This window comes from Streptomyces sp. NPDC090106 (genome assembly GCF_044747265.1).
Taxonomy (GTDB): Bacteria; Actinomycetota; Actinomycetes; order Streptomycetales; family Streptomycetaceae; genus Streptomyces.
Window position 1 is genome coordinate 406,516 of record NZ_JBIVDS010000006.1, and the last position, 14,586, is coordinate 421,101.

Sequence of the window (14,586 nt, forward strand, 5' to 3'; positions counted from 1 at the left end):
CACCGGGGCCCGACAGCCCAGGTGCGCCCCACGCGCGGGTCAGGCCGCGTGGCCCCCGTCCACCGCGAACTCCGCGCCGGTGACGTAGCCGGCGCCCGCGAGATGGGCCACCGCCGACGCGACCTCCTCGGCCGTCCCGAACCGCCCCAGCGCGGTCAGCGCCGCCTGCGGGGCCGCGTACGGGCCGTCCGCCGGGTTCATGTCCGTGTCGGTGGGCCCCGGGTGCACGATGTTCGCCGTGATCCCGCGCGGCCCCAGCTCCCGCGCGAGGGCCTTGGTCAGGCCGACGAGCGCCGACTCGCTCATCGCGTGGAGCGTGCCCCCGGGACCCGGCACCCGCTGGGTCATGCACGTCCCGACGGTGATGATCCGCCCGCCCGCGCCCCTCCGCGAGGCCGCCGCCCGGGACGCCAGGAACACGCCGCGCACGTTCACCGCGCGCACCCGGTCGACGTCCCCGGGCGACAGCTCCTCCAGCGGGCCCGGCACCCCCACCCCCACGTCGTTCACGAGCACGTCCAGCCCGCCCAGCGCCCGCGCCGGACCACCTCCGTGGCCGCCTCCTCCCCGCTCGGACAGGTCACGGCCACGTCCGCGCCGGCACGGGCGAGCCGCAGGGCCGTCGCGGCGCCGATGCCGCGGCTGCCGCCGGTCACCAGGGCCGCCTTGCCGTTCAGTGTCGTCGTCATGGCTCCGTCCCAGCGGCGCGCGGGCCCGGCCGCCGGCGGCGAACGGACACCGAGGCCGGCGCGCGACACAGGGACCGGGACCGGACCGATGAATTGCGGGCGCCGCCGGGGTCTGCACTGATGACAACGGACCAGGGCTCCACTCACCGGAAAGCAGGCACCCGTCATGGGCAAGCTCGTCTCCCAGATCTTCGTCAGCCTCGACGGCGTCTACCAGGCCCCCGGCGGCCCGGAGGAGGACCCCGGCGGGGGCTTCGACCAGGGCGGCTGGACCGTCCCCTACTTCTCGGCGGAGGAGGGCGGCCGGTTCATCGACGAGGTCTTCGGCGCCGTCGGCGCGTTCCTGCTCGGCCGGCACACCTACGACATCTTCGCCGGGTACTGGCCCAAGGTCACCGACCCCGGCAACCCCGTCGCGGTCAAGCTCAACTCCCTTCCCAAGTACGTCCCCTCGTCGACCCTCACCGACCCCGCGTGGGCCCACACGACCGTGCTCGGCGGCGACCTGGCCAAGGAGGTCACCGACCTGAAGGAGAGCGTCGACGGCGAGCTCCAGGTCCACGGCAGCGGCGCCCTGCTGCGTTCGCTGCTCGCCCTCGACCTCGTCGACACGATCCACCTGTTCACCTTCCCCGTCCTGCTCGGCGCGGGCCGCCGTCTCTTCGCCGAGGGCGGCCTGCCCACCGCCTTCACCCGCCGCTCCGGCCTCGTCACCTCCCAGGGCGTCTCCATCCAGACGTACGACTGGGCGGGCCGACCCGCGTACGGCTCCTTCTAGGCCGAAGAAACGCCTGGTCCGCGCCCGGACCGGGCCGGTACGGTGATCGCTCCCCGTGCGAGCCGCCGCCGTCTCCACGTCACCCTCGGAGACCGGGAGAGCCGCCCGTATGTCCTCGATCGCCGTACGGGGCGCCCTCGCGCCCCGCCGCACCTGGTCGACCGACCTGCCCGTCCTGCTCGTCGCCGTCGTCTGGGGCGCGAGCTATCTCGCCGCGAAGGACATCACCACCGCCCGCACCGTCATCGCGGTGCTCGTGCTGCGCTTCGCGCTCGCGCTGCCCGTCCTCGTCGTCACCGGCCGCCGGGCCCTCGCCGCCCTGACCGCCGCCCAGTGGCGCGGCGCCGGACTGCTCGGGCTGATCCTGAGCGGGATCTTCCTGCTGGAGACGTACGGCGTCGTCCACACCTCGGCGACGAACGCCGGCCTGATCATCAGCCTCACGATGGTCTTCACGCCGCTCGCCGAGTCCGCCGTCACCCGCACCCGCCTCTCGCGGGCGTTCCTCGGTGCCGCGGCCCTGTCCGTGCTCGGGGTCGTCCTGCTCACCCAGGGCGCCGGCTTCACCCGGCCCTCCCTCGGCGACCTGCTGATGCTGCTCGCCGCCGTCGCCCGGACCGTGCACGTCCTCGTCATGGCCCGCGTGAGGTCGCTGCGGGACGCCGCCGCGCTGCCCGTGACCACCGTCCAGCTCGGCACGGCCGTCCTGGTGTTCGCCCTCCTCGCCACCGGCGCCGAGGCCACCCCGTGGGAGACGGCCGAGGCCTTCGGGGCACGGGAGTGGGCCGGACTGCTCTTCCTGTCCGCGTTCTGCACGCTGTTCGCGTTCTTCGTGCAGATGTGGGCCGTCCGCCGGACCTCCCCCTCCCGGGTCAGCCTGCTCCTGGGCACCGAGCCCCTGTGGGCCGCCCTCGCGGGGATCGCGCTCGGCGGCGAACGGCTCGGCGCGATCGGCCTGGCGGGCGGCGCGCTGGTTCTCGTGGGGACCGCGTGGGGGCGCCGGGCGGCAGGTTAACTCCGCGAAAATTCATCGGACGCGACGGGAAAATCACCGGAGTTGTCATTGACATGCCACTGTCTACGCGCGTCATCATGGAGCCATGAGATTCCCCCCACGCATCACCCGCATCGGCGCGGCGGCCGCCGTCCTCTCCGCCCTCCTGGTGGGCGGAACGGTCGCGGCCACTCCGGCCTCCGCCGCCGTCGGCAGCATCTGCTACAGCGACCTGCCCTCGCAGGCGTACGACACGCTGGAGCTGATCGAGGCCGGCGGGCCGTACCCGTACTCGCAGGACGGCAGCGTCTTCCAGAACCGCGAAGGCATCCTGCCGAGCCAGTCCACCGGCTACTACCACGAGTACACGGTCATCACGCCCGGCTCGTCCACGCGCGGTGCGCGCCGCGTCGTGACGGGTCAGGACTACGAGGAGGACTACTACACCTCCGACCACTACGCGTCGTTCGACCTGATCGACTACGACTGCTGAGTCGAGGTCCCTCAGGCCGCTTCCCCACCGACGCCCCGAGGAACGGTGAGACCGGCCGGAAGCCGGGCCCGCGTTCGGCCCGGCTTCCGGCTCCCGTGCGACACAGCTGAACACGCAGTACGCACACGCTCGCCCCGCGGACCCCCCACCCCCCCCACAGGCCGCGGGGCGAGCCATGTCACCGCCCTCGCCCCCTCAGCCCGGCTTGCGGCTCTCCGCCGCCGCGAACAGGGCGATCGCCAGGACCACCAGCGCGAGGCTCGCGTAGAGCTCGTGGCCGTCGAGGAAGCCCACCCGCTGCACCAGCCCCCAGTGCCAGTCGGTGAACACGCCGGCCAGACCGACCACGCCCTGCACCAGTGCGAGAAAGCCGATCAGTTCGAGGAAATGCTTCATGGGGCAAGGGTCACCCGGCGCGGCGGACCTCCGCGTCGGCCAGGGGTCGGTGCCCGGGCGACGGAAGTCCCCGCGCGCGGGGCCGGGGTGCGCCGAAAGTCGCCGGGGCCGCGACTTTGGTCGGTGATCGGGCCCGTACGCGGCCACGGGGCGCTTGCCGTGCGTAGATTTGTCGACCGTGAGTGGTGACAAACAGGCTGTGGTGAGCCCGGCCTTCACGGAAGCGCGCTGGCTGCTTCCCTCCGCCGTGCTCAAGGACCTCGACCCGGACGCCGAACGCCCCGGGCGGCGGCCCCGGCGCACCGCCCGGGACTGGGTCGTCGACTTCTGCTGCTTCGCCGTCGCCGTCTTCATCGGCATCGTCGGCGCGGAGTCGGTGTCCGACAACCCCCACGTCTCCCAGACCGTCGCCGAACTCGACCAGCTCATCGGCGCCGTCGCCTGCGCCGCGGTCTGGCTGCGGCGCCGCTGGCCGCTCGGGCTCGCCGTCGCGACCGTGCCCGTCGGGGTCTTCTCCGACACCGCGGGCGGCGCCTGCATGATCGCCCTGTTCACGCTCGCCGTGCACCGGCCCTTCCGGTACGTGGCCTGGGTGGGCGGCGCGAGCATCGCCCTGACCCCGCTCGGCTTCTGGCTGCGCCCCGACCCCGACCTGCCCTATCTCGCCGAGGTCCTGATCGGTGTCCTGATGACCGCCGTGGTGATCGCCTGGGGCATGGTCGTACGGTCCAAGCGGCAGCTCATGCTGAGCCTGCGGGACCGCGCCCGGCGCGCCGAGACCGAGGCCCGGCTCCGCGCCGAACAGGCGCAGCGGCTGGCCCGCGAGGCCATCGCCCGCGAGATGCACGACGTGCTCGCCCACCGGCTGACCCTCCTCAGCGTGCACGCGGGCGCCCTGGAGTTCCGGCCCGACGCACCCCGGGCCGAGGTCGTCCGGGCCGCCGGCGTCATCCGGGAGAGCGCCCACGAGGCCCTCCAGGACCTGCGCGAGATCATCGGCGTCCTGCGGGCCGGCGACGACCACGACGCGGGCCGACCCCAGCCGACCCTGGTCGCCCTCGACGCGCTCGTCGCCGAGTCCCGAGAGGCCGGGATGAAGGTCACCCTCGCGAGCCGTGTCACCGACCCGGCCGCCGTCCCCGCCTCCGTCGGCCGCACCGCCTACCGCATCGCCCAGGAGGGCCTGACCAACGCCCGCAAGCACGCGCCCGGCACCGAGGTCACCGTCACCGTCGAGGGCGCCCCGGGCGACGGCCTCACCGTCACCGTCCGCAACCCCGCCCCCGACGGCGAGGTGACCCCCGTACCCGGCTCGGGACAGGGACTGATCGGCCTCACCGAACGGGCCACCCTGGCCGGGGGACGACTGGAGCACGGCCCCGCGACGGCCGGCGGCTTCGAGGTCCGGGCCTGGCTGCCCTGGGGCTGACCGCCCGGCCCTCGCTAACGTGGTTGCCGCGCACGGCCGTTGAGGCCGTGACGGACGCGCGCGACGAGGGAGACGTGGTGACGGCACCGTACGACCTGACCGCGCTGCTCTGGGAGGTGCGGCAGACCACCGGAGGCGTGGTCGAGACGCACGACCTCGGCCGGCTGTCCGCCCTGGTCCTGGACCGGCTCGGCTGCACGACGGCGGCCCAGGCCTACGACCGGCTGTACGCGGACTGGGCGGCACTCCCCGCCGGCGGAACGGCCTCCGGCATGCGGGCCGGACAAGTGCTCGCCGTTCTGCCGATGCTCCGCCTCGGCCAGCCCCTCGTCGACCGGGCCCGCGAGGAGGAACTCCTGCGCGCGGCACGGGAACACGGCCCGGCCGACGAACGCTGGCAGGCCGACGTCCTCGCCGTGAACGGCCTGTTCGGGGTCCAGCACCTCAGAGAACCCCACGAGATGGAGGAGGCCGTCCGCCGCATCGAGGACGCCCTCGCGGCGCACCCCGACGGCCCGGTCCGGGACCAGCTGCTCATCACCCGCGCCGCCGTCCGCGCCCAGCTGGCCCAACTGGGCGGTGGCCAGGACGACTTCGACGCCGCCGTCGCCGAACTGGCCCGGCTCGCCGAACGGCCCGGCCAGGACGAGGAGACCCGCCGCATGATGGCGGGCCAGGTCGCCCTCTTCCGGGTCCACCAGGCGATGCGCCGCCACGACGAACCGATGCTCGCCGACCAGATCCGGGTCCTGGAGGACACACTCGCCCACCTGCCCGACGGCCACATGGACCGACTGGCCTTCGAGGCCGACATCGAAGCCGCACGTGGGTACTTGACGGTTCTGCGGGCCCGGCGCACCGGACGCCTGGAGCCCGTCCCCGAGGGCGACCGGGACGTCGTACCTGCGGCCGAGGTACGACGGCGGATCGCCGAACTGCCCCTGAACGTCCAGGCCGACAAGCTCGGGGAGGCCGCCTTCGCCCAGGGTGTGCGGGCCATGATCGCCCGGGACCACCAGGGGTTCCTGGAGTCGCTGGAACTGCGCGAGGCCGCCCTCGACCTCCTCGAACCCGACGACGACCGCTGGATCCGCACCACGGGCTCCCTCGGCGTCGGCCACTGCGCGCTGGCCGACGCCGGCATCGCGCCCCCGCACCTGCGCGGTCCCCATCTGGACCAGGGCGTCTCCTGGCTGCGCCACACCCTGCGCCTGACCGGCGGACCCCACCACCCGCTGTGGGGCAACACGGCGATGTCCCTGGCCCGCGGCCACCGCGCCCGCGGCGACCTCGACGCGCGCGTCCGCCGCGCCCACCACGACGAGGCCCGCCGCCTCGGCCTGGAGTCGCTGCGGGCCGCCGCCTGGACCGTCCTGCTCCAGTCCGGCACCGGGCACGCCGCCGAGACCGCCCGGCGCGCGGGCGAGCAGGCCGCCGAGGTGGCCCGCTGGTGCCTGGCCGACGGGGCCACCGCCGACGCGGTGCGCGCCCTCGACGCGGGACGCGGCCTGGTGCTGCACGCGGCGACCGTCGCGACCACGGTGCCCGCCCTGCTCGGCGGCCTGGGCCGCGCCGACCTCGCCGACGAGTGGCGTGCCGCGGGCGGCGCGGTCCCCGCACCGGACGAGGAGGCCCTGCTCACCGGCCTGCCCACGACGGCCGGCGGCCCCACCAGCCGGTTGCGCCGCCGCGTCCTGGAAGCCCTCGCCGCGTCCCCCGCGCGCGCACGCCTCCTCGACACGCCCGCCCCCGACGCCATCGGCCAGGCCCTACGCGCCCTCGGCGCCACCGCCCTCGTCTACCTCGTCCCCGGCGAGGAGTCCGGCCCCGGAGCCGCACTCGTCGTCACCGCCGACGCCGCCGTCCGCACCGTCGCCCTGCCCGGACTCGCCCTCGACGCACCCGAGCTGACCGCCTACCGCGCCGCGGGCGCCGCGGGACGCGACGCCGGAGGCCCGCCCACCGCCGTCCCGCCGCCCCGCCCGGCCACCGACGGCGCCGCCCTCGCGAGACTGTGCGACTGGGCCGGTACGACGGTCATGGGGCCGCTTCTCGCCACGCTCCCGCGCGGGTTCGGCCGGGTGCCGTCCGTCGTGCTGGTGCCGATGGCGGACCTCGGCGTCGTGCCCTGGCACGCGGCCCGCGTCCGGCGGCGGCACGCCTGCCAGGACGCCGCGATCTCCTACACGCCCTCGGCCCGGCTGCTCTGCGAGATCGCCTCCCGCCCCGCCACCGGCCCCCGCCAGGCCCTCGTCGTCGGCGACCCGACCCGCGACCTGCACCACGCGGGCGTGGAGGCCGCCGCCATCCACGGCGCGTTCCACGCCGACGGCGAACTCCTCGGCCCCGGCGAGGCCACCCCCGCCGCCGTCACCGGCTGGCTGGCACGGCAGCGCGGCGGCCTGCTGCACCTCGCCTGCCACGGCGAGGTCCGGACCGGCGGACGGCACAGCGCCCAACTCCTGCTGTCCGGCGGCACGTTGGCCGCAGAGGAGCTGACCGAGGGTGCCGACCGCTACGACGGCCTGGACCTGGTGGTGCTCGCGGCCTGCCGGACGAACGTCTCCGGGCGCGGCCACGACGAGGCGTACAGCCTGGCCACCGCGTTCCTCGTCGCGGGCGCCCGCTCGGTCGTCGGCTCGCTGTGGCCGGTGCCCGACGAGGCGACCTCGCTGCTGATGTACCTGACCCACCACCATCTCGTCCGGGACGGACTGACGCCCGGACAGGCCCTGCGCAGAGCCCAGCTGTGGATGCTCGACGACCACCGCCGCCCGCCGCCCGGGATGCCGGCCGAGCTCCGGGAACGGGTGGCGCGGATCAGGGCCGACGACCTGACGTCCTGGGCCGGGTTCACCCACCTCGGCCGGTGAACCGGCTCAGGTCACCTCGGTGCGCACCGCGACCTGGACGGTGCCCCAGCGGCCCACGGAGGGGCCGGTGCGGCCGATGTCCCGGGCGGTGGCGGGGGCGGTGAGACGCAAGGGGGCCAGGGCGGAGACCCTGTCGCGGGTGGTGCCGGGGCCGGTGGGCCAGGCGGGGAGCCCGAAGGGCGCCGGGTTCAGCTCGTGCTCCGTCACGATCAGCTTCAGCCAGTCCCGGGCGGACGCCCCGCGCACCAGGGCCCGTCCGGGCGGCAGCCGCAGCCACACGGGCGCGCCGCCCCGCGCGGTCCCGGACCGGCCCGGACCGACGAACTCGCCCTCGCAGAGCTCCGGCGAGCAGGCGTAGCCGTCCGTCAGATCCAGCAGCACGCACCACAACCGGCGCCCCGAGTCGTTGTGCAGGCGCACCGTCACCTGGGGTTCACGGCCGTCCCGCGTGTACCCGCACACCACCTCGCCGTCCGGGGTGCGCCGCAGAGCGCCCACCCCGGTCGGCTCGACGCTCACCCGGACCCGGGACGACAACCACGGGTCGGGGTTGGAGAGCTGGAGGAGGCGATGCCAACGCGCCAGGTGCACCAGGCAGTCGACGACCCGGGCGGCATCGGCGGCCGACCGCAGCGGCAGCTCGGGCACCGGATGCCCCGCCCCGCCCGACACCCTGGCCCGGTCGGCGCCCACGTCGACCCGCAGCAGAGGCCCGTCGCCGTCCCCGTCGGCCGGCGCGAGACCGGCCACTCCCGCCACCGCCTCCCGCAGCGCTTGAACGGCCCCCGGCTCACCGGTGACCGCCACGGCCGTCGGGGCGAAGGCGAGGGCGGAGGGCGTCACCTCGAACACCGACTCCCGCTCCACCGGCGTCGGTTGCCAGTCCACCGGCTCCACCAGCGCCGACTCGGCCCGCAGCCGCCGCACGGCGACCGTGCGCGGGGCGCCTTCGCCGAGCACGGTGAACTCGGCGCCCGGCGCCCGCAGCCCGTGCGCCTTCCCGCAGTCGACCTCCCAGCCCGCCCGCGTGTGCCGCAGCAGGAACGCGGAGTCCGTACGGTCGTCACCGCCCAGGAAGCGGGCGGAGCCGGTGCCGTGGAGTTCGGGACGCTGCCGCGGGGCGAGGGCGCCGTGCGCGGACGCGTGCAGCTTGCCGCAGGTCGTCGTGGGACCCAGCCGGTCCAGGGCGTTCAGCAGCGCGTGGCTGAAGTCCCCGCGCACCAGCCCCTCGACGTCGCTCTCGTGGGCGCGTTCGTCCGGACGGCACGCGGCGAGCAGCGTGTGACGCCGAGGCCCGGGCCGCACCGCGCGCGTGCCCGCCTCCGGACACCACCAGGGCCGCCACTCCGTGCCGCGGACGCCCTCGCGGGTCGCGCCGCCCGCGTGGCAGCAGTCCAGGACGGCGACGACATGTGTCCCGCGCGCCGCGATCCCATCGAGCAGCGCGCCGAGTTCGCCGTCCCGGAGCAGGGGCTGCCCGCCCGGGAGAGGGCTGTCGTGGCACACCAGCGCCTCCGACCAGCCGGACGCCGAGCGCGGATCGCCGTCAGGGCGCCGGGTGCCGTGACCGCAGAACCAGAACAACGCCGTGTCACCCGCCCCCGCGCGCCCCAAGTGCCCCCGCAGCCCCTCCAGTACGGCCTCCCGGGTGGCCTGACCGTCGTACAGGGTCCGTACGTCGACCGGAGGGACGGAGCGGGAGCGGAGCCAACGCCGCACGGCCCGGATGTCGTTGACGCAGCCGCGCAGGGCTCCTCGCGGGTAGTCGTCGATGCCCACGAGAAGCGCGTACACGGTCCGCATCCCCGGATCATGCCAGTGCCTGCGGGTACCGGCTGGGCGATTCCCGGGCGTGTGCGGGTCGTTCCCGTGTTCTGCCCGGATTCTTCGCAGTGAACGGAGTTGACTGGAGTGAACGGATCGGCTGATGTATGAGCGGCCGTGGCACCACCAGCACCGAAGGGAACAGCAGCGTGAGTTTCGGGGGACCTGGAAATCCGTACCAGCCGCAGTGGCCGCCCAACGGGGGACCGTATCCGCCCCAGCAGCCACCGCCACCGGGCAACGGGCCGTACGTACCGCCCCAGCCGAACCCGTACCCGGATCCGTACCCGAATCCCTATCCGTACGTCCCGCCGCAGCCCCGGCCCGCGGGGCTGTTCGCCACGTTCCGGCACGGTGAATGGCCGCCCCTGCGGGTCCTGTTGCGCGGCGGACGGGACCGGATCGCCCCGACCACCTGGGCGTTGCTGCTGCTGCCCTGCTTCTGGATGGTGGTCTACCCGCTGATGATCACCTATGTGTTCGCCCGTTCGGCCCGCAGCCGGGCGCACCGCGTCTTCCCGCCGCGTCTGCGGCGCCGCTACGACGACCCGGCCGTCGTCCGCATCCAGAAGGCGCGGGCCTGGAGCGCGCTCGCCATGTCCGGACTGCTCCTCGCCGTGTACGGCAAGCCGGAGGACATCGGCCAGGCCCAGGAGCAGTTCACGATGCGGCTCTTCGTCACCCCCGTGCTGCTCCTGCTGAGCACACCCGTGGTGATCTGGCTGCTGTACCGCTGGGCCTCCTCCGACCTGCGCACCCACATGCGCCGCCATGTGCGCGCCGCCGTGCGGTCGACGCTGTGGTTCCTCGGCGCGGTGGCCGCGGTGGGGCTCACCGGCTGGGGCGCCATCGCCTTCGGCCAGGACCCGGCCGCGCCGACACCGGAGTCCGCGGCCGACCTGCCCTGGCTCTCGCTGGCGTTCATCGCGCCCTTCCTGTGGCTGCTGTGCTTCCTGGCCTTCGCCGTCGGCCCCGCCGTCCGCACCGGGTTCAACACCGCCGAGGTGCACGGGGCGCTGCCCGCGCTGCTCACCTGCGTCCTGGTGTGGGAGTTCGCGCTGCTCAGCCTCCCCCTCGGCATGCCGCCGGGCCCGCCCGCCGTCTCCGTCCTGGCCTTCCTCGGCGGCCCCCTCTCGGTGACGGCCGTGGCCTGGTGGGAGATGCGGCGGCTGCGCGACCGGTTCGGGGTACGGCTACGGGGCTGAGGGCGGGCTTCGCGGACGCCGGGGCGCCGAACCGTGATTACGTGTGGCCCATGACCGCGATCAGAGTGCTCCTCGTCGACGACGACCCGCTGGTCCGGGCCGGCCTGTCCCTGATGATCGGCGGGGCCGACGGCATCGAGATCGTCGGCGAGGCGGCCGACGGCGCGGACGTGGACGCGCTCGTCGACCGCGCCCGCCCCGACGTCGTCCTGATGGACATCCGGATGCCCGGCACGGACGGCCTGACCGCCACAGAACGGCTGCGCGCCCTGCCCGAGGCCCCGCAGGTCGTCGTGCTGACCACCTTCCACGCGGACGACCAGGTCCTGCGCGCCCTGCGCGCGGGCGCCGCCGGGTTCGTCCTCAAGGACACGCCGCCCGCCGAGATCGTCGACGCGGTGCGGCGCGTCGCGGCCGGCGACCCCGTCCTGTCGCCCACCGTCACCCGCCAGTTGATGCGGCACGCGGCCGGTACCGCCGCCGACACCCGCCGGACGCGCGCCCGCGCGCGCGTCGCCGGTCTCAACGACCGCGAACGCGAGGTGGCCGTCACGGTCGGCCGGGGCCTGTCCAACGCGGAGATCTCCGCCGAGCTGTTCATGAGCGTCGCCACCGTCAAGACCCATGTCTCCCGCATCCTCGCCAAGCTCGGCCTCAACAACCGGGTGCAGATCGCCCTGCTCGCCCACGACGCCGGACTTCTGGACGACGAGGACGGGCACTAGTCGCCGCCGCCGTCCGTTGGAAGGGGCGGGGGACGGGGGAGAGGTGTCGTATGACTGCCGTGGTGGATCTGGACGAGTACGGCGAGGGGTTCCGCGAGGACCCGCATCCCGTGTACGCGCTCCTGCGCGAGCGCGGGCCGGTGCACCGGGTGCGGCTGCCGCGGCCCGACGCGCATCACGAGAGCTGGCTCGTCGTCGGTCATGAGGAGGCGCGCGCGGCGCTCGCCGATCCGCGGCTCACCAAGGACGGCCGCACGATCGGCATGACCTTCCTCGACGAGGAGCTGATCGGCCGTCATCTGCTGGTGACCGACCCGCCGCAGCACACCCGGCTGCGCTCCCTGGTCTCACGGGCCTTCACCATGCGGCGGGTGGAGGAGCTGCGGCCCAGGATCCAGCGGATCACCGACGACCTCCTCGACGCGATGCTCCCGCACGGCCGCGCCGACCTCGTCGGGTCCCTGGCCTGTCCGCTGCCCCTGACGGTCATCTGCGAACTCCTGGGCGTCCCCGAGATGGACCGGACGGAGTTCCGGAAGATCTCCGGCGAGGCCGTCGCCCCCACCAGCGCCGAGAGCGAGTACGACGCGTTCGTACGGCTCGCCGAGTACCTCACGGAGCTGATCGAGGACAAGCGGTGCGCGGGCCCGGGCGACGACCTCCTCGGCGACCTCATCCGCACCACCGCCGAGGACGGCGACCGGCTCTCCCCGCAGGAACTGCGCGGCATGGCCTTCCTCCTGCTGATCGCCGGCCACGAGACCACGGTCAACCTCATCGCCAACGGCGTCCTCGCCCTGCTCACCCACCCCGGCCAGCTGGCCGCCCTGCGCGCCGACATGAGCCTGGTCGACGGCGCCGTCGAGGAGACGCTGCGCTGGGAGGGACCGGTGGAGAACGCCACGTTCCGCTTCGCCGCCGAGCCCCTGGAGATCGCCGGCACGTCCATCGCGCGCGGCGACGCCGTCCTCATCGGCCTCACCGCCGCCGACCGGGACATCGCCCGCTACCCGGCCCCCGACCGCTTCGACATCCGCCGCGACACCCGGGGCCACCTCGCCTTCGGCCATGGCATCCACTACTGCCTGGGCGCGCCCCTGGCCCGCCTGGAGGGCCGCATCGCCCTGCGCACACTGCTGGAACGGGCCCCGGACCTCGCCCTGGACGGACCCCACGGGCCGTGGCTGCCGGGGATGCTGATGCGGGGGATGCGGCGCCTGCCGGTGCGCTGGTGAGCGCGGCTGCGGGGAGCGGCCGGCGGGGTGCTCAGCCGGGCAGCTCCGCCAGGTGCACCGGGCGTCTGTCGCGCCGGGACACCTCGCAGGCCTCCGCGATCCGCAGCGCCTGGAGGGCCTCGCGGCCGTCGCACGGGTTGGGGCGCTCGCCCCGGACGACCTCGACGAACGTGGTGAGCTCGTTCTCGTAGGCGGGCCCGAAGCGTTCCAGGAAGCCCATCCACGGCTTGTCCGCGGCGGGTGGTCCGGTGGGCTCGGTGGAGGCGATGGGGGTGCGGTCGTCCAGGCCGACCACGACCTGGTCCAGCTCCCCGGCCAGCTCCATGCGGACGTCGTACCCGGCGCCGTTCAGCCGCGTCGCCGTCGCCGTGGCCAGCGTGCCGTCGTCCAGGGTGAGGACCGCGGCGGCCGTGTCGACGTCGCCCGCCTGACGGAACATGGCGGGACCGGCGTCGGACCCGGCGGCGTACACGTCGACCACCTCGCGCCCGGTCACCCAGCGCAGCATGTCGAAGTCGTGGATCAGGGTGTCGCGGTACAGGCCACCGGAGACCGGCAGCCACTCCGGGGGCGGTGGCGCCTGGTCGGAGGTGAGCGCCCGGACGGTGTGCAGCCGACCGAGCCGGCCCGACCGCACGGCCTCGCGGGCGCCCGCGTACCCGGCGTCGAAGCGGCGCTGGAACCCCATCTGAAGGACCGTGCCCGCCGTCTCCACCTCCTCGATGGCCTGGAGGGTGCCCGGCAGGTCGAGGGCGATCGGCTTCTCGCAGAACACCGGCAGCCCCGAGCGCGCGGCCCGGCCGATCAGCTCCGCGTGCGCCGAGGTGGCGGTGGTGATCACCACCGCGTCCACGCCCCACCGGAAGATCTCGTCCACCCCCGGCGCCGCCGTCTCCCCGAGCCGGTGGGCCAGGTCCTGGGCCCGTGAGAAGTTCGCGTCCGTGAGGATCAAGGACCCCACGTCGCGATGGCGGCTCAATGTGTTCGCGTGGATGGTGCCGATGCGGCCCGTACCGATGACCCCGATGCGCATGTGAACAAAGTGTGGCCGTGGGCGCCCCGCTGTCAATGCGTATGTCCGGACAATCTGACTACACAACTTCCCGTCAACCGGTCGCCGGGCTACGCTCGGGCCGTGCCGAAACCAGAAGTGGACCCGACCGTCACACTCGACCTCAGCGTGGACCGGAGCAGCCCGGTGCCCCTGTACTTCCAGCTCTCCCAGCAGCTGGAGGCCGCGATCGAGCACGGAAGCCTCACACCCGGCAGCCTCCTGGGCAACGAGATCGAGCTCGCCGCCCGACTCGGCCTGTCCCGGCCCACCGTCCGCCAGGCCATCCAGTCGCTCGTCGACAAGGGCCTCCTCGTGCGCCGCCGCGGTGTCGGCACCCAGGTCGTGCACAGCCAGGTCAAGCGCCCCCTGGAGCTCAGCAGCCTCTACGACGACCTGGAGGCCGCGGGGCAGCGCCCGGCCACCAAGGTCATCGTCAACACCGTCGTCCCCGCGACCGCCGAGGTCGCGGCGGCGCTCGGCGTGGCCGAGGACAGCGACGTGCACCGCGTCGAACGCCTCCGCCTCGCGCACGGCGAGCCCATGGCGTACCTGTGCAACTACCTCCCGCAGGGACTGCTCGACCTGGACACCGGGCAGCTGGAGGCCACCGGCCTGTACCGGATGATGCGCACCGCCGGGATCACCCTGCACAGCGCCCGCCAGTCCATCGGCGCCCGCGCCGCCACCGCCGCCGAGGCCGAGCGGCTCGCCGAGAAGGAGGGCGCCCCGCTGCTCACCATGCAGCGCGTCACCTTCGACGACACCGGCCGCGCGGTCGAGTTCGGCACGCACACCTACCGGCCGACGCGCTACTCGTTCGAGTTCCAGTTGCTCGTCCGCCCCTGACGGCCGCTCGTGCCGCGCTCGACGCCCGCTCCGGCGCGGCTTCGG

General features: G+C 74.5%; 12 protein-coding genes and 1 pseudogene. 9 read left to right on the forward strand and 4 right to left on the reverse strand.

The genetic code is table 11. From position 1 onward, the window contains the following. Positions 1-39: 39 nt before the first annotated feature. Positions 40-689, reverse strand: a pseudogene (locus ACIPSE_RS21935) (SDR family oxidoreductase). Positions 690-855: 166 nt separating this feature from the next. Here ACIPSE_RS21935 and ACIPSE_RS21940 point away from each other — a divergent pair. From ACIPSE_RS21940 to ACIPSE_RS21950, 3 genes are all read left to right on the forward strand, one after another. Further along, positions 856-1,467 carry a dihydrofolate reductase family protein gene (locus tag ACIPSE_RS21940; protein ID WP_401664795.1) on the forward strand — a complete coding sequence of 204 codons (612 nt, stop codon included), beginning with the start codon at positions 856-858 and terminating at the stop codon, positions 1,465-1,467. A gap of 109 nt (positions 1,468-1,576) precedes the next feature. Continuing rightward, positions 1,577-2,482: a DMT family transporter gene (locus ACIPSE_RS21945; protein WP_401664797.1), complete on the forward strand. Its 906-nt coding sequence runs from the start codon at positions 1,577-1,579 to the stop codon at positions 2,480-2,482. Positions 2,483-2,567: 85 nt separating this feature from the next. Continuing rightward, the gene (locus tag ACIPSE_RS21950) at positions 2,568-2,954 is read left to right on the forward strand and encodes a ribonuclease domain-containing protein (protein ID WP_401664798.1); all 387 of its coding nucleotides are present in this window, start codon (positions 2,568-2,570) and stop codon (positions 2,952-2,954) included. Between the two features lie 195 nt (positions 2,955-3,149). Here the strand turns inward: ACIPSE_RS21950 and ACIPSE_RS21955 are convergent, their stop codons facing one another. After that, entirely contained in the window at positions 3,150-3,350 is a 201-nt protein-coding gene (locus tag ACIPSE_RS21955) for a hypothetical protein (protein WP_401664799.1), read from the reverse strand. A gap of 169 nt (positions 3,351-3,519) precedes the next feature. Here ACIPSE_RS21955 and ACIPSE_RS21960 point away from each other — a divergent pair, with 169 nt between their 5' ends. Both ACIPSE_RS21960 and ACIPSE_RS21965 read left to right on the forward strand, forming a co-directional pair. Then, positions 3,520-4,779 carry a sensor histidine kinase gene (locus tag ACIPSE_RS21960; RefSeq protein ID WP_401664801.1) on the forward strand — a complete coding sequence of 420 codons (1,260 nt, stop codon included), beginning with the start codon at positions 3,520-3,522 and terminating at the stop codon, positions 4,777-4,779. A gap of 77 nt (positions 4,780-4,856) precedes the next feature. Next, positions 4,857-7,652, forward strand: coding sequence for a CHAT domain-containing protein (locus ACIPSE_RS21965; protein ID WP_401664802.1), 2,796 nt, complete (start codon positions 4,857-4,859; stop codon positions 7,650-7,652). Between the two features lie 6 nt (positions 7,653-7,658). Here the strand turns inward: ACIPSE_RS21965 and ACIPSE_RS21970 are convergent, their stop codons facing one another. Continuing rightward, complete coding sequence (locus tag ACIPSE_RS21970) at positions 7,659-9,455, reverse strand: caspase domain-containing protein (protein ID WP_401664803.1); 1,797 nt, start codon at positions 9,453-9,455, stop codon at positions 7,659-7,661. Between the two features lie 170 nt (positions 9,456-9,625). On the opposite strand from ACIPSE_RS21970, the gene ACIPSE_RS21975 reads away from it, so the two are divergent. The 3 genes from ACIPSE_RS21975 to ACIPSE_RS21985 are packed head-to-tail and all read left to right on the forward strand — an operon-like array spanning position 9,626 to position 12,641. Beyond that, the gene (locus tag ACIPSE_RS21975; RefSeq protein ID WP_401664804.1) at positions 9,626-10,681 is read left to right on the forward strand and encodes a hypothetical protein; all 1,056 of its coding nucleotides are present in this window, start codon (positions 9,626-9,628) and stop codon (positions 10,679-10,681) included. A gap of 50 nt (positions 10,682-10,731) precedes the next feature. Further along, positions 10,732-11,406, forward strand: coding sequence for a response regulator (locus ACIPSE_RS21980; protein ID WP_401664806.1), 675 nt, complete (start codon positions 10,732-10,734; stop codon positions 11,404-11,406). Positions 11,407-11,456: 50 nt separating this feature from the next. After that, on the forward strand, positions 11,457-12,641 hold the full coding sequence (locus ACIPSE_RS21985) for a cytochrome P450 (protein WP_401664808.1): 1,185 nt from the start codon (positions 11,457-11,459) through the stop codon (positions 12,639-12,641). A gap of 31 nt (positions 12,642-12,672) precedes the next feature. Here the strand turns inward: ACIPSE_RS21985 and ACIPSE_RS21990 are convergent, their stop codons facing one another. Next, positions 12,673-13,674, reverse strand: coding sequence for a Gfo/Idh/MocA family oxidoreductase (locus ACIPSE_RS21990; RefSeq protein ID WP_401664809.1), 1,002 nt, complete (start codon positions 13,672-13,674; stop codon positions 12,673-12,675). A 117-nt stretch (positions 13,675-13,791) separates the two neighbouring features. On the opposite strand from ACIPSE_RS21990, the gene ACIPSE_RS21995 reads away from it, so the two are divergent. Beyond that, on the forward strand, positions 13,792-14,541 hold the full coding sequence (locus tag ACIPSE_RS21995) for a GntR family transcriptional regulator (RefSeq protein ID WP_401665047.1): 750 nt from the start codon (positions 13,792-13,794) through the stop codon (positions 14,539-14,541). Positions 14,542-14,586: the final 45 nt, after the last annotated feature.